This window comes from Pseudomonas sp. DF5 (genome assembly GCF_058148225.1).
Genome location: NZ_JBYVYM010000005.1, coordinates 163,333 through 182,826 on the forward strand (window position 1 = coordinate 163,333; position 19,494 = coordinate 182,826).

Genomic DNA, 19,494 nt, shown 5'->3' on the forward strand with positions numbered 1-19,494 from the left:
AGCAAACCGACCAGAGTGCACAACGCGGAACTGCCGTGGTGACTCAAGCTGTAGACGTGATGCGTGACCTGGCCAAACACATGCAAACCGCAGGGGAAGGCATCGAAGCACTGAACGAGCAATCGCTGGTGATCGGCACCATCGTCAAAACCATCAGTGGCATCGCCGAGCAGACCAACCTGCTGGCGCTCAACGCGGCCATCGAAGCGGCTCGCGCCGGTGAACAGGGGCGCGGATTTGCCGTGGTGGCGGACGAGGTTCGGCAATTGGCTTCGCGCACCAGCCAGGCGACCGATGAAATTGTCGGCGTCGTGCGTCAGAACCAGGACATGGCGCGCAACGCCGTGGCGCTGATGACCGACGGCAAGCTCCAGGCTGAACAAGGTCTGGCGCTGGCGGCGGAGGCGGGCACGGTGATCGTCGAGATCCAGGACGGTGCGCAGAAAGTGGTGAACGCAGTCGGGCAGTTTGCCAACCAACTATCGACTTGATGCTATCTATCCGGCGCGGGTAGTCCTCAAAAAGGCCTACCCCGCCCGGTAAGCCTTTCCTCATTCCTGCGTACGGCTCAATCCCCCAACGCTTCCCCCTCACGCCGTGGATCGGCCCCGCCGGCCAACGCGGCTTTCCCCTGCGCATCCTTGACCCGAACAATCGCCTGAGTCCCGCTGGTCATGTCGATCTCGCTCACGCTGTGCCCTTTGTCCTTCAGCGCCTGAATCAGTGCCGGGCTGAACTGACCCTGTTCCAGTTCGGTCGGGCCGTTGCGGCTGCCGAAGTTGGGCAGGTTGATGGCGGCTTGCGGGTCGAGGTTCCAGTCGAGCAGACCAATGGCGGATTTGGCCACGTACTCGATGATCTGTGAGCCGCCAGGGGAGCCGACGGTGGCCAGGAACTCGCCGCTCTTACGGTCGAAGATCAGCGTTGGCGCCATGGACGAGCGCGGGCGTTTGCCGGGCTCGACGCGGTTGGCGACTTTTTGCCCGTGCTCTTCAGGGATGAACGAGAAGTCGGTCATCTGGTTGTTGAGCAGAAACCCCTGGACCATCAAATGCGAGCCGAATGCCGCTTCCACGGTGGTGGTCATGGAGACAGCACCGCCCTCGTCATCGACCGCCACCACTTGCGAGGTGGAGATGCGCAGCGGCGAGCGGTCCGGTGCGTAGGCGACCTGAATGCCCGGCGGGGTGCCGGGTTTGGCCTGGCCCATGCTGTGGTCGCCAATCAAGGCTGAGCGGGTCGCCAGATAAGTCGGGTCGACCAACCCTTTGAGCGGTACGGGGACGAAGTCGGTGTCAGCGACGTACTGTGCGCGATCGGCATAAGCCAGGCGCTCGGCTTCGGCGATCAGGTGCACGGCTTCAGGGGCTGGCTCGATGCCCGCGGGTTTGCTGGTCTTGACCGGTTTGAGTGGTGCCAGGGCAAAGCGTGGGTCGCGGGTTTCCAGGGCCTGCAAGGTGCCGAGGATTTGCGCCACGGCGATCCCGCCCGACGACGGTGGCGGCATGCCGCACACTTGCCAGCGTTTGTAGTCGGTGCACAGCGGCGCGCGTTCCTTGGCCTTGTAGCTCTGGAGATCGTTCAGCGACAGGCTGCCGGGGTTGGTATGACCCTGAACCTTGGCGACGATTTCTGTTGCGATCGTGCCTGTGTACAGCGCATCGGGACCTTCCTTGGCGATGCGCTTGAACGCTGTGGCAAGTGCCGGGTTTTTCAGCTGCGTACCGATGGCTTTCGGCTGGCCATCGGCAGTCAGAAAGTAGGCAGCCATATCTGGTGAGCGCTGGATAAACGCGTCGGCCGCGATCAACTGATGCAGTCGTGGCGAGATCGCGAAGCCTTGTTCCGCGAGTTTGATCGCGGGCTCGAACAGCCTCGCCCATGGGAGGCGACCGTGCTTGTGGTGGGCCAGCTCCAACGCCCGCAACACGCCCGGCGTACCCACCGAGCGCCCACCGATCTGCGCCTGAGTGAAAGGCATCGGTTTGCCGTCGGCTTGCAGGAACAGTTTCTCGGTGGCGCCAGCCGGTGCGGTTTCGCGACCGTCGTAGGTGCGCACGGCCTTGCCATCCCACAGCACAATCAACGCGCCACCGCCGATACCCGACGATTGCGGCTCGACCAGCGTCAACACCGCTTGCATGGCAATGGCTGCATCAATCGCCGAGCCACCCTCGCGCAGCATCTGCCGCCCGGCTTCGGCCGCTAGCGGGTTGGCGGCTGCGGCCATGTGTCTGGAGGCGTGCTGCGTCTGCAGGTCGGTGCGATAACCGGAGGTGATTTCCGGCGCGGCCGGCAAGGTCGAGACCGAAGGCGAAGAGGGCGGGGCGTTACACGCGGCGAGGGTTAAAGCGGTGGCGATCAGCGAAAAGGCTGACAGGCGATAGCGGTTCAAGTGGAAGGCTGAGAACACGCGAGGCACTCCGTCCATGGGATAAAAGGTCCAGGGACTTTATCGGTCGAAGGAGTGCTACGCAAATCAGGGGGCGCCCGCCACTTTTCTCGAGGCATAAAAAAACGGCCTACCTTTCGGTAAGCCGTTTTTAGTACTTGGTGGCTACACAGGGACTTGAACCCCGGACCCCAGCATTATGAATGCTATGCTCTAACCAACTGAGCTATGTAGCCAAGTGGCGCGCATTATTCACCTGGAACGACGATGCGTCAAGCGTAAATCTAAAATATTTCTCCACACTTTCAACCGCTTATCCCGCTGACCCGAAAAATCGGGCCAGCGGAGGGCATCAACCGAGCTGAAATCTCCCGGTGTTCGCGCTCAAGGCCTTGCTGCCCTGGCTCAAGGTGTCCGCTGCGAGGTTCACTGCCCGCGCGCCTTCAAGCAAGCGTACCGCCGCCTGATCGACTTGCTGGATGTTACCGCTGACTTCGTCGGCGGTGCTTGCCTGCTCTTCGACGGCGGTGGCGATTTGCGCCAGGGTGTCGGTGACGCTTTGCACCGCGCTGGCGATTTCCCCCAGGCGTTCGCCGAGACCGGTGACGGCTTGCGCATCCGATTGGGCCTGACCGCAGGCGGCCTCCATCAGGCTTACCGCTTCGTTTACGGTGTTGCGCAGGCTGTCGACGGTGCCGGCGATCTGCGCGGTGGAAGACTGGGTGCGTTGCGACAGACTGCGCACTTCGTCGGCCACCACCGCAAAGCCGCGACCTTGCTCGCCGGCCCGGGCGGCCTCGATGGCGGCGTTGAGGGCCAGCAGGTTGGTCTGCTCGGCCACGCCGCGAATGGTGTCGACCACCAATTGAATCTGCTGCCCTTGCTCGCTGACCCGACCCAGTGCCGCCGCCGTGTCGTTCAACCGCTGATTGAGCTGCTGAATACTCGCCGTTGTGCGTTGGCTGTCGCGGCTGCTGTCGGCGGCGATGCGCTGGGTGTGCTGAGCGCTGCCGGAAGCCTGTTCGCAGCTCTGGGCGACCCCTTGGGAGGTCGCGGCCAGTTGCGTGGCCGCTGCGGCGATCTGGCTGATCTGCAACTGCTGGGCTTCGACCTCGCCAAGAGCACCGCTGGAGTGATCGTTGAGCGTGCGCACCGCGTTGCTCAACTGCAGGGTTTCGTGATCGACTCCCAGCAAACTGTTGCGCAGTTGCACCACGGCGACGTTAAGCGAGGTGCTGATCGCCGCCAGTTCGTCGCGCCCCTGAACCGGTACTTGCAGGCTCAGGTTGCCGTCGCGCAGAGCTTCGGCCAGCAGTGTGATGCCGCTGGCGCTGCGACGGATCGAGGCCTGTAAACAGATGAACAGGTACAGCGCGGCTAATAGCAGGCAGCCAAAAATCGTCGCCACCAGGATGAACTGGCGGATGGCCGAACTGTGGTAATAATCCAGCCGTTGATCCAGAGAAACCAGCGATTGCTGGCGCAGCGAGGCAAGGTTACCGAGGAGGGCGTCGAGACTGCGTTCGAAGTCTTCGGGCTTGAGGTTGATGCTGCCACCGAAGACGCCGTCGTCCAGCACTTTCAAACCGGCATCCAGCTGCTTGAGGCTGTCGTGGTATTGCCCGGCCCAGGTTTGCAAGGCGCTGGGCAGACGCGCTTCCAGCAGGCTGCCAGTTTTCACCAGCTGTTCCCGAGCGTCGCCGATGCGGCTGCGCAAGTCGCGCAATTGCAGTCGACTTTGCAGGGTGAACTGCCCGGATACCACCGACGCCTGACCAACCGCGGCGAGGCGCCCGACCCGCTCGATCAGGTCCGGTGCGTGTTGAGTGGAGATCTGCGTCAACAGATACGTTTCCAGCCATGGCGCGAGGGTCAGGCGATTGTCCATGGCGATTTGTTCGCGCAAGGCTTGCAGGGCGCTCAAGGCATTGGTGAAGCGATCATAGCCGTCCGGCCACCATCCAACGCTGCTCAGGCTTTTCGAATCCAGGCCGGTGAGGGCGCTTTGCAGGGCTTGATAGCGGGTGAGGGTCTCGCCCTCGGCGCCTTCGGCTTTCAGGGCATTGCCCAAGTCTGTGATTGCTTGGGCCACGGCCGGCTGAACCGTGTCGAACGCTGCCATCGCCGCGATAGTTGCAGGTGTCGGCTGGCGATTGGTTTCGGTGGCGCGCCAGCGAGCGGCGCGGTCACGCTGGGCGGCGAGCAGGTTGTCGAGCGCATCCAGGGCAATCAATTGCCGGACCCCGGCACGTTCCCCGGCGATCAGGTTCAACTTGCCCCGATAGTCCTGGCCGATCATCCACAAGCTGCCTGCCAGCGGCAGGATAAACAGCAGAAACAGCAGCTGAAATTTGCGCGCGAAGCCGAAACGCCCCAGCAGCCCGATCCCCGGTGATAAAAAAGCCTGCATGCCCCATGACTCCTCTGGACACCACGCACCATTGGCGTGCGTCGAGGCCATGGCGACCGCGACTGATGTCCTTCTAAAAGGCCTCGAAAGTTCACCTTGGTCCGCTCTGTAGGCCGACTCTGTAGCGAAACTTCCCATTCTCGGTCCCCTTTGTAAGGGGCCGCGTTGAAGCAGATAAGTAAGGCAAGATTCAGACCATGGCTTTGCGCTATCACCTTTTTTGAAGTCGTTAGCAGGCTAAGGGGATGGCGCGACTGCACCGAAAAATGGCACATTGACCGACCTGCCTGTGCGCACCCATCCGCAGTACGGAAACTCTCATGGCCATCAGCAACGCTCAGTCCGCCGCGACATCGACGCCCGCCACTTCGCAAAGCAGTCCGCTGGTCATGCGCATCATCGGCGCGGTGGCGCTGGCGCATTTGATCAACGACCTGATTCAGGCGGTGCTGCCGTCGATCTATCCGATGCTCAAGGCCAACTATGGCCTGACCTTCACCCAAGTCGGCCTGATTACCCTGACCTTTCAACTGACAGCCTCGCTGTTGCAGCCGTGGGTCGGTTACCACACGGATCGCCATCCCAAGCCCTGGCTGTTGCCGGCCGGCACCATCTGCACATTGATCGGTATTCTGATGATGTCGGTGGTCGGCAGCTTCCCGATGATCCTGCTGGCGGCGGGGTTGATCGGCATCGGCTCGTCGACCTTTCACCCGGAAGCTTCTCGTGTGGCGCGATTGGCCTCGGGCGGGCGCTTCGGCCTGGCGCAATCGACGTTTCAGGTCGGCGGTAATGCGGGCTCGGCCTTCGGGCCGTTGTTGGCGGCGGCGATCATCATTCCCTATGGTCAGGGCAATGTGGCCTGGTTCGGCTTGTTCGCACTGTTTGCGTTGTTCGTGCTGTACCGGATCAGCCGCTGGTACGCCAATCACTTGAACCTGTTCAAACTCAAACAAGGTCAGGCAGCGACGCACGGCTTATCAAAGGGCCGGGTGATCAGTGCGCTGGTGGTACTGGGGTTGCTGGTGTTCTCCAAGTATTTCTACATGGCCAGTCTCACCAGTTACTTCACGTTCTACCTGATCGAGAAGTTCGACCTGTCAGTGGCCAGCTCGCAGCTGCATCTGTTTCTGTTTCTCGGCGCGGTAGCGGCAGGGACCTTCTTCGGCGGGCCTATCGGCGACAGGATCGGGCGCAAGGCGGTGATCTGGTTCTCGATCCTCGGTGTGGCGCCGTTCACGCTGCTGCTGCCCCATGTGGACCTGTTCTGGACCAGTGTGTTGAGCGTGGTGATCGGTTTCATTCTGGCCTCGGCGTTCTCCGCCATCGTGGTGTATGCGCAAGAACTGGTGCCGGGAAATGTCGGGATGATTGCCGGGGTGTTCTTCGGCCTGATGTTCGGTTTTGGCGGAATTGGCGCGGCGTTGCTTGGGCATTTGGCGGATATTCGCGGCATCGAGTATGTGTACTTCCTGTGTTCGTTCTTGCCGCTGTTTGGGGTGTTGGCGATCTTTCTGCCACGGACCAAAAAAGTCTGACCCGGAGCGCCTGCGGGCACCTGCAGCCGTGATTGCAATTTGCGCAAATCACTATCCTGGTGGACACTTTGCGCCTTTCTGGACTCGATAAGGACGCGAGCAGTGGAGTTTGACAGGAATCAATTTATCGCCAATCACGGCATTGTCTTCAGCGTCACCCGTTTCAGCATCACCCCCAGTGACCGGAGTGGCCTCAGGACGCTCCATTTCGGGGAGGCGAAATCGGCCCATTTTGAGGTCAGCAGTTTGCTGGTCGAGCTGTATGACAAGATGCTCGCCAAGGACCTGCCCTGCGTAATGATGGTAGGTATCTCCAGCCCGCTGACCCGCAAGCAGGGTGACCTGCTCAACGACCAGCGCATGAGTATTGCCAACGTTACCGCCGGGATCTTTATGGCGGCTGGCTCTAAAGTACCGGTTATTGGCATCGCTGTCGGGCCAGCGGCCGGCTATTTTGGCCGAGAGTTGGTGAAGAGCAAGCTACCGACCTATCACGCTGGCGATATCATCGTCAGTCTGGACGCTCAAGTCAGCGGCGGCATCGGACCGCAGCGCTCGGTGTCTTCCATGATCATCAAGTCCCAAGGAACATAGGCCCATGAATCTCTACAGTCAGTATGCGTTGGCCTGTGTGGGGATGGTGCTGTTGTACACTTGCGTAAGGAGCTACGTACTCAGGAAATGGCTCGGTATTGCTCTGGTCGGTCTGGGCTTTGGCGTGATGTTTGTGCTGCCACCCTACATTGGCAGCATTGATGTCGGGATCTTTGCAATCGCGGTAGTGGGGGCGGGGTCTTCGATGTTCTTCAATCGGAGTAAGTACCGAGTGTGAACATCGCGGTGGCGGTTCCTGATAAAGGAGCCGCCGTAGCCTTTGTTGTGCTGGTTTTATCCACGAAAAAAGATGTCGCGTCCTGAATGAGGTTTATACCTGTTTCAGGATCCTCAAAATATTCAGCCGTTTCGTCAATTTCCGCTCCCAGCACGCGGCTCATCAGGATATTCCCAACCCGGTCGTAGACCGCATCCGGGAATGGAACCCAGCTTTCTTGAACGAGACTGCACTTCATGCCGAGTTTGGCAGCGACAGCCGCGACCTGGCGCGTGTGGTTTGACTGGACGCCACCGATGGACACCAGCGTATCCGCCTGCGAGGCACTGGCATCGGGAATGATGTATTCCAGCTTTCGGATCTTGTTACCGCCAAACGCAAGCCCGGAGTTGCAATCCTCTCGTTTGGCATAGAGCTCGATATTGCCCCCGAGACACGCCGATAGGCGATTCAGTTTCTCGATCGGCGTAGGGCCGAACATGAGTGGATAGCGTTCAAGTTTCTCCAGCATGACGGTTCTCCAGATCACGGATGAGCCGTTTTCAATCTAGCAGAGCACATGTAAGAGGGTTGCGCGCTACCAGGATCCCAAAAAGCAAAATCCCCGTATCAGCGAGTGATTACGGGGATTTTGTGTCTATCGAGGTCCGTGGAAAACCATGGTTCCTCTTTAGACGTTAAACCGGAAGTCGAGGCTGCAGGGGCCGTGGCTGAAGGGATGTTTGCGCTGGAATCAGAAATATAGTCACCCCCGTATACACTTTAATGTTGGCTACTCTTTTTTCAGATCTTGATGCGCGGTTTGTCTCGCTTCCTGTAGATAAGTCATCCAGAGAGTGAATCACGGACCCGTTCCCGCAGGCGGCGCATGCCATCGACCGTCGCGCAAGAAAAACGCAAGAGTGACTGGAATCGTGCATTTTTAATCATTTTTAATCATTTTCATTTTTTAACTATATATATAGTAGTTGCTTCCATAGCGAATTCTTTGCGCCATAGCGAATCTACACCAAAAATGAATTTACATAATGATCTCTAACGAAAGAGGGTTTTGGGCTAGCGCTGTGCGTCATGTGAAAGGAAAAAATTTTATTGATGCAGTCCAGGTCAAGCAATGGATCAAGAACTTAGTGGTTTCGCTGGTCGGTTTGGCCATGTTAAGTACGGGAACGGAACAGCAAATGAAAGCCTGAACATTCTTTTCGTATTCTGCGCATTTTGTTTGGCCGCCTCGCCAATCTACGGTTCCTGCAATCGACGATGTTTTTTGTAGTCAAATCCAACTGGAGAAGTAATATGTCCGTCAATCTCGTCATCAGCTTTAATGTAAAAGAAGAAAAGCTGCAATCGTTCAAGGACATCATGAACGACGTGAAGATCAATCTGCCGAAGGTGGACGGTTGCCAAACGGTCAAGATCCTCAACCACTTGGAGGATCCACTCGCGTTCACGCTAGTGGAAGCCTGGGATTCGCGTGAAATGCACGGCACCCACGTCGACCAGATGATCTCGAGCGGTCAGTGGAGCGTCATCGTCGAGCATTTGAGCAGTGCGCCGGTCAGCGGCTACTTCAGCGAAGTTTGATGCCGTAACGTCAGCAGCAGGGTGCGTGCGGCGAGTCCGGCTGCGCCTCCGGCGCCATCTCGGGCATACACGCGCTATTTGCTGTTATGTATTTTCTGCTATTTTCCTGGATATCCTCTTCCGTCCCGAACGCCCTACACGCTTGGGCTGCAGCATGTCGCGCTGCCGGATACCGTCCTGTCCAAATGGGGCGGCCAATTTGTTGAGAAGCCATAGCAATGACACTCGAAGTAGTACCGGCGGCGCTTTATTCGATGCGTAACGTAAAGCCTATCCTCGCTGACGGTAGCTCGGCCATCCTCCATAAAACGCTTGAAACGAACCTGGAAAACAAGGCGATCTATATCGCCACGCCGTTGATCGTCTACATCAAGCAGGGCAAGCAGATTATTCGCGACTATGACGCCATGGCCAATGTCGTCGACGAGAATCATTTGATTTTCCTCTCCAAAGGCGTTTACACGGTATCGGACTACGTCACTGGCAGCGATATCTTCGAGGCGGTGCTGCTGTTTTTCGACGACAAGCTGATCGCCAAATACCTGTCGCGCGCGGCCGGCACAGGTAATTCGCATACGGACGGCCAGCAGAAAAACGTGCACGGCACTTATACCCTGCACGCCAATGAACAGATTCAGCGCTATATCGATTCGCTGAATTATGTCTACAAGGGCGCGGAGGGCTCCGACGCGCTGCTGGAATTGAAACTGCTCGAACTACTGCACCTGATCGCCATCCAGGACAAGTCCTTCCGTTTCCTGCGCGAGCTGTCCTGCGGCGGCAGCCGCAAACGCCGCCTCATCACCGACTTCATGGAGCAGTACTATTCGCACAAGCTGAAGATTGAAGATTATGCCCTGCTGACGGGACGCAGCGTGTCGACCTTTATCCGCGACTTCAGGCGCAGCTACAACACCACCCCGAACCGCTGGATCATCGAAAAAAAAGTCGACATCGCGCATCAGCTGTTGACGGCTAAAAATTATTCCGTCACCGACGCGGCTGCGGAGGTGGGATATGAAAATACCTCCCACTTCATCAAGGTCTACAAGCAACGGTACGGTGTCACGCCGAAGAAAGCCAAGACCTTCGCAGCAGAACTGTAGCGCGACAAGGCCAAAGCCCCCCGCTGCCGCGACAGGGTGTTGTTGGGCGTGGTTGTAGGCGCCGACTAAATTTTGACCCGGGTGGCCGATTCTGTCGAAAAAGTCGATCTGCCCAAACTGCCCGATCATTGACTGGTGAAAACGCCTTTTTTGCACGCTGCTACGTAAAGTCCGACTCCGGAAGCCTCTGCCAAAAGTAAAGATTTCAATCCCGGACGCGTACTTTTTTGATGCGCAAACCATGACCGACTGTTTTCAACAGAGTCGGTCGATTCCGGCCTGTCACAACAGGCGGTTCCTGACCGAAAGCCCTCATCCATAATGCACGCGGCTGACTGCGTCAGAGTGTTTGGATGCGCTATTGGGGCAAGCCATTGCTCACGTTGAAGTCGAACGTATTCCCAGGGAGCGGATACCCAGTGCTGCGACCGCTGTATGACGTTTTGTCAGTCAATCTGTATCTAACGTTCCCCCCTTTGACCACCCTACTATCGCAGCCTTGGTCTTGGCGGTTCCCTATGCGTATGACGCGCTACGACTCGGCTGCGCGCGCTATCTGCTCTGCCTTGCCTGGCAAGCGGTCAAGTCCAACACGCCGACCACGGCAGCATGCTGGCGCAATCCACCGTGCTTGGTTTTACGCAGATCGTCATTAGCGTGAGCGTCAACGCGCTGATTGCCGTCACAGCTGGCTCCATCGTGACATTTCTCGCCAGCAGGCTCGTGTGGCAGATCGTGCAACGCTGGCTGATGGGGACGGGGACGGTCCTCGCGGGTTGGCCGTGCGCATGGCCGTAGAAGGGCGGCGCTGAACCGGGCTGTTTGCGGTTGGTGCGGCGCGGTAAACCTGCGTCATCCGGATTTGAGAGCGGCCCCTGTGCATTGCGCCAAGCGCACTAGAAAAAGATCCGAGCGGGTTATCGAAAGCCCCCTGACCAACCACCCTGAACGATAAGGACATGAAATGTTGCGCATATTGGGTAAGGCATCGTCGATCAATGTACGAAAGGTACTTTGGGCATGCGCCGAGATCGAAATCCCCTTTGAGCGAGAGGATTGGGGGTCTGGTTTCAAGTCGACGCGCACGCCCAAATTCATTTCGCTGAACCCCAACGCAACGGTGCCGGTGATCCTGGACGATGACTTCGTGCTCTGGGAGTCAAACTCGATCATTCGGTATTTGGCGTCTCGCTATAACGGAGGTCATTTTTACCCGGTCCAACCGAGAGCAAGAGCGCGGGTGGACCAATGGATAGACTGGCAAGCGTCGGACCTCAACAAATCGTGGACGTATGCCTTCATGTCGTTGGTCAGGCATTCGCCTGACCATCAGGACAGCAGAGCCTTGGCAGCCGCTTGCAGTCTGTGGTCAAGGCACATGGAGATCCTGAATCGACAACTCGAATCAACAGGAGCCTACGTCAGTGAAGACGGGTTTTCTCTCGCAGACATACCGATAGGCCTGTCGGTTAACCGGTGGTTTGAAACACCGCTCGATCATCCAGACTTTCCTGCTGTAAGTGCCTATTACGAACGGTTGAGTCGTCGACCTGGCTACCTCCTGCATGGAAGAAACGGGACTCCGTAATAGTTCAGCAGGGTGTCAGGCGGCGCCAGGGACATTTGTTCCCATGCTCGACGGCAGAAACGGCCGAATTTTCTTTCTTTATTACTCCAGTCGGCACTATGTGCCACCCGCCTTGAAAGCGTTCATCGAATTCATCAGGGCGGGTGACTTGCGAACCTGATTCAGAACCATCGCGACCGGCAGCTTCACGCCCTGAGGAAGTCAGTCAACCTAAATCGAGGTTCTTCAGGAGCGGTGAACCGCGCTTCCCCAAGGCATTCAAATAGGTGGTTTCTTGTTAACCTGACCGCCTTCTTTCATGGACGAATACCGAGACAAGCCATGGCTAACCTCACCCCGTCACGCCTCGGGAAGATGCTTCAGGGGCTGCTCTTTGCCCTGATTGGTATCGGCTTGTTGGGCATTGCCGTCAATCTCACGCTTGAACGACGCGAATTCCTCGCCCACGCACAGACCGCCGATGGCATCGTCAGCCACCTGAATGCCGGTGGTTCGCATCCCGAGATCGCCTTCACCACCAGCAGTGGTGAAAAGATTTCATACCCCCAGGGCGGCTTTATTTTTGGCTATCGGCAGGATCAGCCGGTCCGGGTGTATTACCTGCCCGAGCAGCCGGCCAGTAGCGCCGTAGTCGATACCCCTGCCGCACTGTGGACCACTCCCGGGGTACTGGGTTGTATTGGTCTGCTGTTCACCCTTGCCGGCCTGTTAAGGGTTATCCGCCAGTGCGGTCGCGGCGCAGTTCATTCACATAAAGGACTTTGAACGATGAACTACAACATCCCGATCCCGCTCAATGAGAGTCGCTGGTAGTATCAGACCGCCAGTGGTGGCGGTCTGACCGTAGCCCTGGCGGCGGGCAGCGGCGGTTCGATCATCCTGCGTTCGCCCCAGGGCGAGAACGTCAGCTACCGCTACGGCGGCGTCGGGTTGGGGGGCGGATTTGGCGCGCGCCTGGGCTATCTGTTCTAGTCGCGCATAGCAGGTCGATATAACGCCCAAAAAAAAGCCGCGAATCAACGCGGCTTCTTCGATTCCAACAACGCTACACGTTGAAACGGAAGTGCATCACGTCGCCGTCTTTAACGATGTAGTCCTTGCCTTCCAGGCGCCATTTACCGGCTTCTTTGGTGCCGGCTTCGCCTTTGTACTGGATGAAGTCGTCGTAGGCGATGACTTCGGCGCGGATGAAGCCTTTTTCGAAGTCGGTGTGGATCACGCCGGCGGCTTGCGGTGCGGTCGCACCGACGCGGACGGTCCAGGCGCGGACTTCTTCGACACCGGCGGTGAAGTAGGTCTGCAGGTGCAGCATTTCGTAGCCAGCGCGGATTACGCGGTTCAGGCCAGGCTCTTCAAGGCCCAGGGCTTCGAGGAACATGTCTTTCTCTTCGCCGTCTTCCAGTTCGGCGATTTCGGCTTCGATCTTGTTGCAGACCGGAACTACCACGGCGCCTTCTTCTTCGGCGATGGCCTTGACCACGTCCAGCAGCGGGTTGTTCTCGAAACCGTCTTCAGCGACGTTGGCGATGTACATGACCGGCTTGGTGGTCAGCAGGTGGAAACCGCGAATCACCTGCTTCTCGTCGGTGCTCATGTTCTTCATCAGGCTGCGCGCAGGCTTGCCCAGGGTGAAGTGAGCGATCAGCTGCTCAAGCAGGCCTTTCTGGACCACTGCGTCCTTGTCACCGCCCTTGGCGTTACGAGCGACTTTCTGCAGTTGCTTCTCGCAGCTGTCGAGGTCGGCGAAGATCAGTTCCAGGTCGATGATTTCGATGTCGCGTTTCGGGTCGACGCTATTGGAGACGTGAATCACGTTCTCGTCTTCGAAGCAGCGGACCACGTGGGCGATGGCATCGGTCTCGCGGATGTTGGCGAGGAACTTGTTGCCCAGGCCTTCACCTTTCGAGGCGCCGGCAACCAGGCCTGCGATGTCGACGAATTCCATGGTGGTCGGCAGGATGCGCTTTGGTTTGACGATAGCAGCCAGTGCTTCCAGGCGCGGATCGGGCATCGGCACGATGCCGCTGTTCGGCTCGATGGTGCAGAAGGGGAAGTTCTCGGCCGCGATACCGGATTTGGTCAGGGCGTTGAACAGGGTGGACTTGCCGACGTTAGGCAGGCCGACGATGCCGCAATTGAATCCCATGGTGTTTCCCCTCGGATTAGAGTCAGGCCTTCTGGCTGTGCAGGTTTTTCATCGCGCGGTTCCATTCCCCGGCGAGGATATCCGGCAGCACGCCGAGGGCAAAGTCGATGCTGGCATCGAGTTTTTCCTGTTCGGCGCGTGGCGCACGACCCAGGACGAAATTTGAAACCATACTGGCGACGCCCGGGTGGCCGATGCCAAGCCGCAGGCGGTAGAACGTATTCTGATTGCCCAGTTGCGCGATGATGTCGCGCAACCCGTTGTGACCGCCATGGCCGCCGCCCTGCTTGAGCTTGGCGACGCCCGGAGGCAAGTCGAGTTCGTCGTGCGCCACCAGGATTTCTTCAGGCTTGATGCGGAAGAAACCGGCGAGTGCCGCCACGGCCTGGCCGCTGCGGTTCATGTAGGTGGTGGGAATCAGCAGACGAACATCCTGACCCTGATGCGAATAGCGCCCGGTCAGGCCGAAATATTTGCGATCGGCCACAAGGTTCACACCTTGCGCGGCTGCGATGCGCTCAACAAAAAGGGCCCCTGCGTTATGCCGGGTCTGTTCGTATTCGGCGCCTGGATTACCCAGGCCAACGATCAGTTTGATGGCAGTCACGATAGGGGCCCTTCCTTGAAGTGGTGGATAACATCGCCGCCATCAGGGAGTGCGGCGAAAGTGGACGACAAGTGCTCATTTACCATTATGTAAACTCCGCGTTCTCGCCCGCTTTCTCGCTACGCTCTAGTCCGCGATGTTTCCGGTCACTCCGGCGTACAGAGTGAATTTACTCTGCAGCGCCTTCTGCAGCTTCTGGAGCAACACGTGGAGCGTGAACGTTGGCAACAGCCAGGTCGTTACCGTGAGCCAGAGCAACAAATTCAACGCCTTTAGGAGCGCTGATGTCCGACAGGTGAATGATCGAGCCGACTTCGGCGTTAGCCAGGTCAACTTCGATGAATTCAGGCAGGTCTTTCGGCAGGCAGGACACTTCGATTTCAGCAACAACGTGCGAAATCTCGCCGCCTTTCTTCACCGGAGCAGCTTCGTTGATGAAGTGCACTGGAACGATAGCGGTCAGCTTTTGGCCAGCAACTACGCGTACGAAGTCAGCGTGCATCACGTGGCCTTTAGCCGGGTGACGCTGCAGAGCCTTGATGATTACGTTTTGCTTGGTGCCGCCAACGTTCAGCTCGATGATGTGGCTGTAAGCCGCTTCGTTTTCGAGCAGTTTGGCAACTTCTTTAGCCAGCATGCTGATGGATTCAGGGGCTTTTTCGCCACCGTAAACTACAGCTGGAACCAGGCTTGCGAGACGACGCAGGCGGCGGCTCGCACCTTTCCCCAGGTCGGAACGCACTTCAGCATTCAGAGTAAAATCGTTCATGTTGTATCTCCAAAATAACCACATTCGCCCCAGCGTTTGCGACCAGCGCTAAAGGCGATATGGGCAAAAAAGCCCCGCCCCGACAGGAATGCCGGGGCGGGGCGCTTTTCGTCAACAGGATGTAATGAAAAGGGCAGGGCCCTTAACGGAACATCGCGCTGATCGATTCTTCATTGCTGATGCGGCGGACCGCCTCGGCAACTACCGGTGCGATATCCAGTTGGCGGATACGCGCACAGGCTTGTGCTGCAGCGGACAGCGGGATGGTGTTCGTCACCACCAGCTCGTCCAGCACGGAATTTTCAATGTTTTCGATCGCCCGACCCGACAGCACAGGGTGCGTGCAGTAGGCGAAAACCTTGGCAGCGCCATGCTCTTTCAAGGCCTTGGCCGCGTGGCACAGAGTGCCGGCGGTATCGACCATGTCATCGACCAGAATACAGGTACGCCCTTCGACATCACCGATGATATGCATCACTTCAGAGTGATTGGCTTTCTCACGGCGTTTGTCGATGATCCCGAGATCCACGCCCAGGGATTTGGCAACAGCCCGTGCACGCACGACGCCGCCAATGTCCGGGGACACGATCATCAGGTTTTCGAAGCGCTGATCTTCAATGTCATCCACCAGTACCGGGGAGCCGTAGATGTTATCTACCGGAATATCGAAGAAACCCTGGATTTGGTCAGCATGCAGATCAACCGTGAGAACACGGTCGATGCCGACTACGGTAAGCATGTCAGCAACGACTTTCGCGCTGATAGCCACACGTGCGGAACGCGGACGGCGATCCTGACGGGCATAACCAAAGTAAGGAATAACAGCAGTGATACGAGTAGCCGAGGAGCGGCGGAAGGCATCAGCCATCACTACCAGTTCCATCAGGTTATCGTTGGTCGGAGCGCAAGTCGGCTGAATAATGAAGACATCCTTACCGCGGACGTTTTCATTGATCTCGGCTGTAATTTCGCCATCGGAGAACTTACCGACAGAGATGTCACCGAGAGGGATATGCAGCTGACGTACGACACGCCGAGCCAGATCGGGGTTAGCGTTCCCCGTAAAGACCATCATCTTGGACACGCGCAGTACCTGAAGGCTGAGGGTAACCTGGATGAGTATAGGAAAATGGCAGGGGCGGCTGGATTCGAACCAACGCATGGCAGGATCAAAACCTGCTGCCTTACCGCTTGGCGACGCCCCTGTATCTGTTGCTACGAGTACCCAGTACCCGATTCCTTTTAGAGCAGGCTTTGCAGCTTGCGATGCAACATCGAAACGTTGCTTCCTTTTGCTACAAACCCTGTAAGGGTCTCTGTAAGAAGGGCCGAGACTTTATCAGCTTCAGCTTTGCTTGGGAAGCCCCCAAACACACAACTTCCAGTTCCGGTGAGTTTTGCTTCGGTAAATTTACCTAACAAATTCAAGGCGTTACGTACCTCTGGATAACGTCTTGCTACCACCGGTAAGCAGTCATTTCGACTGTTTCCCTTGGGAACGGGGCGCACTTTAATGGGAGGAGTGTTACGTGTCAACAGTGGATCTGAAAAAATTTCTGCTGTACTTACAGATACTTGCGGCACCAGCACCAGATACCACGGTTCCTCGGGTTCTACAGGTGTGAGTTTCTCTCCCACGCCCTCGGCGAAAGCCGCGTGGCCACGCACGAAAACCGGGACGTCGGCGCCAAGCGTCAGACCCAGCGCGGCCAGTCGGTCTTCATCCCAGTTCAGTTGCCAGAGGTGATTGAGGCCCAGCAACGTGGTCGCCGCATTCGAACTGCCGCCACCGATTCCACCGCCCATGGGCAGGATTTTTTCGATCCAGATGTCGATACCCAGCGAGCAACCAGATTGCTCCTGAAGTTTTTTCGCGGCTTTGACGATCAGGTTGCTGTCGTGAGGGACATCGGCGAATTCGGTGTGCAACCGAATCACGCCATCGTCGCGAACGGCGAAGGTGATTTCATCGCCGTAATCGAGAAACTGAAAAATCGTCTGCAACTCGTGGTAGCCGTCTTCACGGCGACCGAGGATGTGCAGCATCAGGTTGAGCTTGGCGGGTGAGGGCAGTGTCAGGTGTGGCGCAGTCATTTTCACTGCCCCAGTTTGCGTGGTTGCCAGTCCTTGATCACCAGCGTGACATCAAGGTCGGTGCCGTGCAGTTTGATCCGCTCGGGCAGCCAATAGCCGTTTTGCTCGGCATAACTGAGGTATTCGACCTGCCAGCCATCCTGTTCGAGGTTGGCCAGGCGGCTGTCGACGTCCAGGGTCAGGCGACTTTTGCTGTCCGGCGCCGGGAGCCCGCGAACCCACCACGCCAGATGGGATACCGGCAATTTCCAGCCCAGTTGTTCTTCGACCAGGGCTTCCGGAGTCGGCGCGTCATAACGGCCCTGATTGGCCACTTCCAGCGAGACTTTTCCAGGGCGCCCGGTCAAACGGGCCGCGCCACGACCCAGCGGGCCGGAGAGGCGAATGTCGTAGTAATCCTGGCGTTGCAGCCAGAACAGGGTGCCGCTACCCGAATCTTTCGGTGCACGGATGCCGATCTTGCCGTTGATCTGCCAGCCGTCGAGGCTGCTCAGTTGCTGTTTGTGCTCGCGCCATTGGGCCGGGTTACCGTGCCCTCCGACGGATTCACGGGCACTGAAGCCCGCGCAACCGGCGAGCAGGGCGATGAAGCTGAAAACGATGATGTGGCGCAAAAACATAATCTTAAAGAGTCTCTGATCCGGTCAGGCGCTTGATGGTGCTGCGCAGGGTAGGGCTGTCGGGCTGTTCCTTGAGGAACTTGCTCCAGACTTGTTTGGCTTCGCGTTGCTTGCCATTGGCCCACAGGACTTCGCCTAGGTGAGCGGCGACTTCCTGGTCGGGAAAGCGTTCCAGTGCCTGGCGTAGATACCGCTCGGCCTCATCGAGGTTGCCCAGGCGGAAATTCACCCAGCCGAGGCTGTCGAGAACGGCCGGGTCTTCCGGGTTGATCTGGTGCGCCTGTTCGATCAGGGCCTTGGCTTCGGCGTAGCGTGTGGTGCGGTCGGACAGGGTATAGCCGAGGGCATTCAACGCCATCGCATTGTCCGGGTCGCGCTTGATGATCAGTCGCAGGTCTTTTTCCATCTGCGCCAGGTCATTACGTTTTTCCGCCTGCATGGCCCGGGTATACAGCAGATTCAAATCGTCCGGGTATTTCTGCAAGGCTTGCTGCAAGACGTTCCAGGCCTTGTCGCCCTGTTTGTTGGCGGACAAGGTTTCGACTTCGATCAGGTACAACTGGATCGCGTAATCGGGTTGCTCATCGCGCTGGGCCGCCAGGCGGCTTTGGGCTTCGGCGGTCCTGCCGTTGTTCATCAGAATATCGGCCTGACGCAATTGTGCCGGCAAGTAATCGTTGCCCGGCCCGACCTGGGCGTACTCGATCAGCGCGCCTTGGGGGTCGTTCCGCTCTTCAGCAATACGGCCCAGGTTCAGGTGAGCCGAGTCGACGTGGCTTTCTCGAGCGATCAAGTCTTCCAGATAACCTTTTGCCTCGTTCCAGGCCTTGGCTTCCAGGCAGACCAGGGCCAACGAATAGCGCAGTTCGTCGTCTTCCGGGTATTGCTGCACCAGGCTCGAGAATTCGACCTTGGCCTCGTCCATGCGGTCCTGTTCAACCAGCATGCGTGCGTAGGTCAGGCGCAGGCGTTTGTCGTCCGGGTATTTCTTGATGCTTTTTTTCAGCAACGGCAAGGCTTCATCGCCACGGCTGAGCCCTTGCAGCAGACGCGCGCGCAGCAGGATCGGCGCTATTTCACCTTCCTCCGGCGGGTTGTCTTCGAGCAGGGTCAGCGCAGCCTTGGCGTCGCCGTCCTGTTGCAGCAGCAAGGCCTTGCCGAAAATCAACTGATTATTGTGCGGATGGCGCTGCAATAAGCGGTCAAAGCCTTTCATCAGGCCGTTGCGGGTTTCCTGGTCGGTATCGGCCGCAGACAGGGCGAGGAAGTCGAAATGAGTGTCGCCTTTGCCTTGCAGGACTTTCTCCATATAGACCATGGATTCGTCATAACGCCCGGCGCGGGCAAGTTGCACGGCCGCCGCTCGTTGCGCTTCGAGATCGCTGGGGGCGTTTTTTGCCCAGATCAGTGCGGTGTCGAGGGCCGCTTGATCGGCACCCAGGTACTCGGCAATGCGAAATGCCCGCTCGGAGATGCCCGGATCCTGCGTGTTGATGGCCTGGGTCACGTAGTTGTCCAGGGCAATGTCGTAACGATTGCGCTGGCCAGCCAGTTCGGCACTCAACAGACTGAAGATGGTTTCTTCGCTGAACGAGCTATAAACCTTGGGCTTTTCAGGCACCGGAGTGCTGTCTTCGACCGGCGGCGTACCGTCCGACGAAACGGGTGCCAAGGCCTGGCAGCCGCTGAGGAAGACAAAAGCGAGGAGCAACGCGGAAGATCTATTCATATAGGAAGAGGACGACTAACCTGCGGTCAGATCATCATGACACAAGCCTTCGGCCAAACATAACCGCCCGGCCAATTTA

General features: G+C 58.0%; 18 protein-coding genes, 2 tRNA genes and 3 pseudogenes. 11 read left to right on the forward strand and 12 right to left on the reverse strand.

Translation table 11 applies throughout. From position 1 onward, the window contains the following. Positions 1-53 precede the first annotated feature (53 nt). Positions 54-491 (forward strand): annotated as a pseudogene (locus AC30D7_RS07020) (methyl-accepting chemotaxis protein); the annotation flags it as partial. Between the two features lie 77 nt (positions 492-568). Here the strand turns inward: AC30D7_RS07020 and ggt are convergent. From ggt to AC30D7_RS07035, 3 genes are all read right to left on the reverse strand, one after another. Next, on the reverse strand, positions 569-2,413 hold the full coding sequence (gene ggt / locus AC30D7_RS07025) for a gamma-glutamyltransferase (RefSeq protein WP_490133548.1): 1,845 nt from the start codon (positions 2,411-2,413) through the stop codon (positions 569-571). Positions 2,414-2,551: 138 nt separating this feature from the next. Beyond that, positions 2,552-2,628: transfer RNA gene (locus AC30D7_RS07030), tRNA-Met, on the reverse strand. A gap of 116 nt (positions 2,629-2,744) precedes the next feature. Further along, positions 2,745-4,802: a methyl-accepting chemotaxis protein gene (locus AC30D7_RS07035; RefSeq protein WP_490133549.1), complete on the reverse strand. Its 2,058-nt coding sequence runs from the start codon at positions 4,800-4,802 to the stop codon at positions 2,745-2,747. A gap of 320 nt (positions 4,803-5,122) precedes the next feature. On the opposite strand from AC30D7_RS07035, the gene AC30D7_RS07040 reads away from it, so the two are divergent. The 3 genes from AC30D7_RS07040 (at position 5,123) to AC30D7_RS07050 (ending at position 7,172) form a co-directional block, all read left to right on the forward strand. Further along, complete coding sequence (locus AC30D7_RS07040; RefSeq protein WP_490133550.1) at positions 5,123-6,340, forward strand: MFS transporter; 1,218 nt, start codon at positions 5,123-5,125, stop codon at positions 6,338-6,340. 102 nt (positions 6,341-6,442) lie between these two features. Next, positions 6,443-6,934 (forward strand): hypothetical protein, encoded by a 492-nt coding sequence (locus AC30D7_RS07045; RefSeq protein ID WP_019651143.1) that lies wholly within the window; start codon positions 6,443-6,445, stop codon positions 6,932-6,934. A gap of 4 nt (positions 6,935-6,938) precedes the next feature. Then, complete coding sequence (locus AC30D7_RS07050) at positions 6,939-7,172, forward strand: hypothetical protein (protein ID WP_019651144.1); 234 nt, start codon at positions 6,939-6,941, stop codon at positions 7,170-7,172. On the opposite strand, the gene AC30D7_RS07055 is transcribed toward AC30D7_RS07050, so the two are convergent. Beyond that, the gene (locus AC30D7_RS07055; protein WP_490133551.1) at positions 7,147-7,683 is read right to left on the reverse strand and encodes a pyridoxal-phosphate dependent enzyme; all 537 of its coding nucleotides are present in this window, start codon (positions 7,681-7,683) and stop codon (positions 7,147-7,149) included. The genes AC30D7_RS07050 and AC30D7_RS07055 overlap by 26 nt on opposite strands. A gap of 517 nt (positions 7,684-8,200) precedes the next feature. On the opposite strand from AC30D7_RS07055, the gene AC30D7_RS07060 reads away from it, so the two are divergent. The 7 genes and pseudogenes from AC30D7_RS07060 to AC30D7_RS07090 form a co-directional block, all read left to right on the forward strand. Beyond that, a complete protein-coding gene (locus AC30D7_RS07060) occupies positions 8,201-8,365 on the forward strand; it encodes a hypothetical protein (protein WP_490133552.1) in 165 nt (54 codons plus the stop codon). Positions 8,366-8,468: 103 nt separating this feature from the next. After that, complete coding sequence (locus tag AC30D7_RS07065) at positions 8,469-8,756, forward strand: putative quinol monooxygenase (protein WP_018929562.1); 288 nt, start codon at positions 8,469-8,471, stop codon at positions 8,754-8,756. A gap of 218 nt (positions 8,757-8,974) precedes the next feature. Then, on the forward strand, positions 8,975-9,862 hold the full coding sequence (locus tag AC30D7_RS07070; RefSeq protein ID WP_490133553.1) for a helix-turn-helix domain-containing protein: 888 nt from the start codon (positions 8,975-8,977) through the stop codon (positions 9,860-9,862). Between the two features lie 490 nt (positions 9,863-10,352). Continuing rightward, positions 10,353-10,674 (forward strand): annotated as a pseudogene (locus AC30D7_RS07075) (LysE family translocator); the annotation flags it as partial. 152 nt (positions 10,675-10,826) lie between these two features. Continuing rightward, a complete protein-coding gene (locus AC30D7_RS07080; protein WP_138866792.1) occupies positions 10,827-11,450 on the forward strand; it encodes a glutathione S-transferase family protein in 624 nt (207 codons plus the stop codon). A 321-nt stretch (positions 11,451-11,771) separates the two neighbouring features. Then, positions 11,772-12,215, forward strand: coding sequence for a DUF3592 domain-containing protein (locus AC30D7_RS07085; RefSeq protein WP_490133554.1), 444 nt, complete (start codon positions 11,772-11,774; stop codon positions 12,213-12,215). A 3-nt stretch (positions 12,216-12,218) separates the two neighbouring features. Beyond that, positions 12,219-12,407 (forward strand): annotated as a pseudogene (locus AC30D7_RS07090) (hypothetical protein); the annotation flags it as partial. An 88-nt stretch (positions 12,408-12,495) separates the two neighbouring features. Here the strand turns inward: AC30D7_RS07090 and ychF are convergent. The 8 genes from ychF to AC30D7_RS07130 form a co-directional block, all read right to left on the reverse strand. Continuing rightward, the gene (gene ychF / locus AC30D7_RS07095; protein WP_018929566.1) at positions 12,496-13,596 is read right to left on the reverse strand and encodes a redox-regulated ATPase YchF; all 1,101 of its coding nucleotides are present in this window, start codon (positions 13,594-13,596) and stop codon (positions 12,496-12,498) included. Between the two features lie 22 nt (positions 13,597-13,618). After that, positions 13,619-14,203, reverse strand: coding sequence for an aminoacyl-tRNA hydrolase (gene pth, locus AC30D7_RS07100; RefSeq protein ID WP_003228164.1), 585 nt, complete (start codon positions 14,201-14,203; stop codon positions 13,619-13,621). A 169-nt stretch (positions 14,204-14,372) separates the two neighbouring features. Beyond that, complete coding sequence (locus AC30D7_RS07105; protein ID WP_018929567.1) at positions 14,373-14,972, reverse strand: 50S ribosomal protein L25/general stress protein Ctc; 600 nt, start codon at positions 14,970-14,972, stop codon at positions 14,373-14,375. A gap of 142 nt (positions 14,973-15,114) precedes the next feature. Next, entirely contained in the window at positions 15,115-16,056 is a 942-nt protein-coding gene (locus tag AC30D7_RS07110; protein WP_003171603.1) for a ribose-phosphate pyrophosphokinase, read from the reverse strand. A gap of 46 nt (positions 16,057-16,102) precedes the next feature. Then, positions 16,103-16,177 (reverse strand) — tRNA-Gln (locus AC30D7_RS07115). A 37-nt stretch (positions 16,178-16,214) separates the two neighbouring features. Continuing rightward, positions 16,215-17,066, reverse strand: coding sequence for a 4-(cytidine 5'-diphospho)-2-C-methyl-D-erythritol kinase (ispE, locus tag AC30D7_RS07120; RefSeq protein WP_490133555.1), 852 nt, complete (start codon positions 17,064-17,066; stop codon positions 16,215-16,217). 2 nt (positions 17,067-17,068) lie between these two features. After that, positions 17,069-17,686: a lipoprotein insertase outer membrane protein LolB gene (gene lolB, locus AC30D7_RS07125; protein WP_490133556.1), complete on the reverse strand. Its 618-nt coding sequence runs from the start codon at positions 17,684-17,686 to the stop codon at positions 17,069-17,071. A 4-nt stretch (positions 17,687-17,690) separates the two neighbouring features. Beyond that, entirely contained in the window at positions 17,691-19,415 is a 1,725-nt protein-coding gene (locus AC30D7_RS07130) for a tetratricopeptide repeat protein (protein WP_490133557.1), read from the reverse strand. Positions 19,416-19,494: the final 79 nt, after the last annotated feature.

Coding starts and splice junctions, on each gene's coding strand:
- AC30D7_RS07105 (WP_018929567.1), bottom strand. CDS start 14,972: ATGAACGATTTTACTCTGAATGCTGAAGTGCGTTCCGACCTGGGGAAA.
- AC30D7_RS07055 (WP_490133551.1), bottom strand. CDS start 7,683: ATGCTGGAGAAACTTGAACGCTATCCACTCATGTTCGGCCCTACGCCG.
- AC30D7_RS07060 (WP_490133552.1), top strand. CDS start 8,201: ATGATCTCTAACGAAAGAGGGTTTTGGGCTAGCGCTGTGCGTCATGTG.
- ychF (WP_018929566.1), bottom strand. CDS start 13,596: ATGGGATTCAATTGCGGCATCGTCGGCCTGCCTAACGTCGGCAAGTCC.
- AC30D7_RS07130 (WP_490133557.1), bottom strand. CDS start 19,415: ATGAATAGATCTTCCGCGTTGCTCCTCGCTTTTGTCTTCCTCAGCGGC.
- AC30D7_RS07070 (WP_490133553.1), top strand. CDS start 8,975: ATGACACTCGAAGTAGTACCGGCGGCGCTTTATTCGATGCGTAACGTA.
- AC30D7_RS07035 (WP_490133549.1), bottom strand. CDS start 4,802: ATGCAGGCTTTTTTATCACCGGGGATCGGGCTGCTGGGGCGTTTCGGC.
- AC30D7_RS07040 (WP_490133550.1), top strand. CDS start 5,123: ATGGCCATCAGCAACGCTCAGTCCGCCGCGACATCGACGCCCGCCACT.
- AC30D7_RS07050 (WP_019651144.1), top strand. CDS start 6,939: ATGAATCTCTACAGTCAGTATGCGTTGGCCTGTGTGGGGATGGTGCTG.
- AC30D7_RS07085 (WP_490133554.1), top strand. CDS start 11,772: ATGGCTAACCTCACCCCGTCACGCCTCGGGAAGATGCTTCAGGGGCTG.
- ispE (WP_490133555.1), bottom strand. CDS start 17,066: ATGACTGCGCCACACCTGACACTGCCCTCACCCGCCAAGCTCAACCTG.
- AC30D7_RS07080 (WP_138866792.1), top strand. CDS start 10,827: ATGTTGCGCATATTGGGTAAGGCATCGTCGATCAATGTACGAAAGGTA.
- lolB (WP_490133556.1), bottom strand. CDS start 17,686: ATGTTTTTGCGCCACATCATCGTTTTCAGCTTCATCGCCCTGCTCGCC.
- AC30D7_RS07065 (WP_018929562.1), top strand. CDS start 8,469: ATGTCCGTCAATCTCGTCATCAGCTTTAATGTAAAAGAAGAAAAGCTG.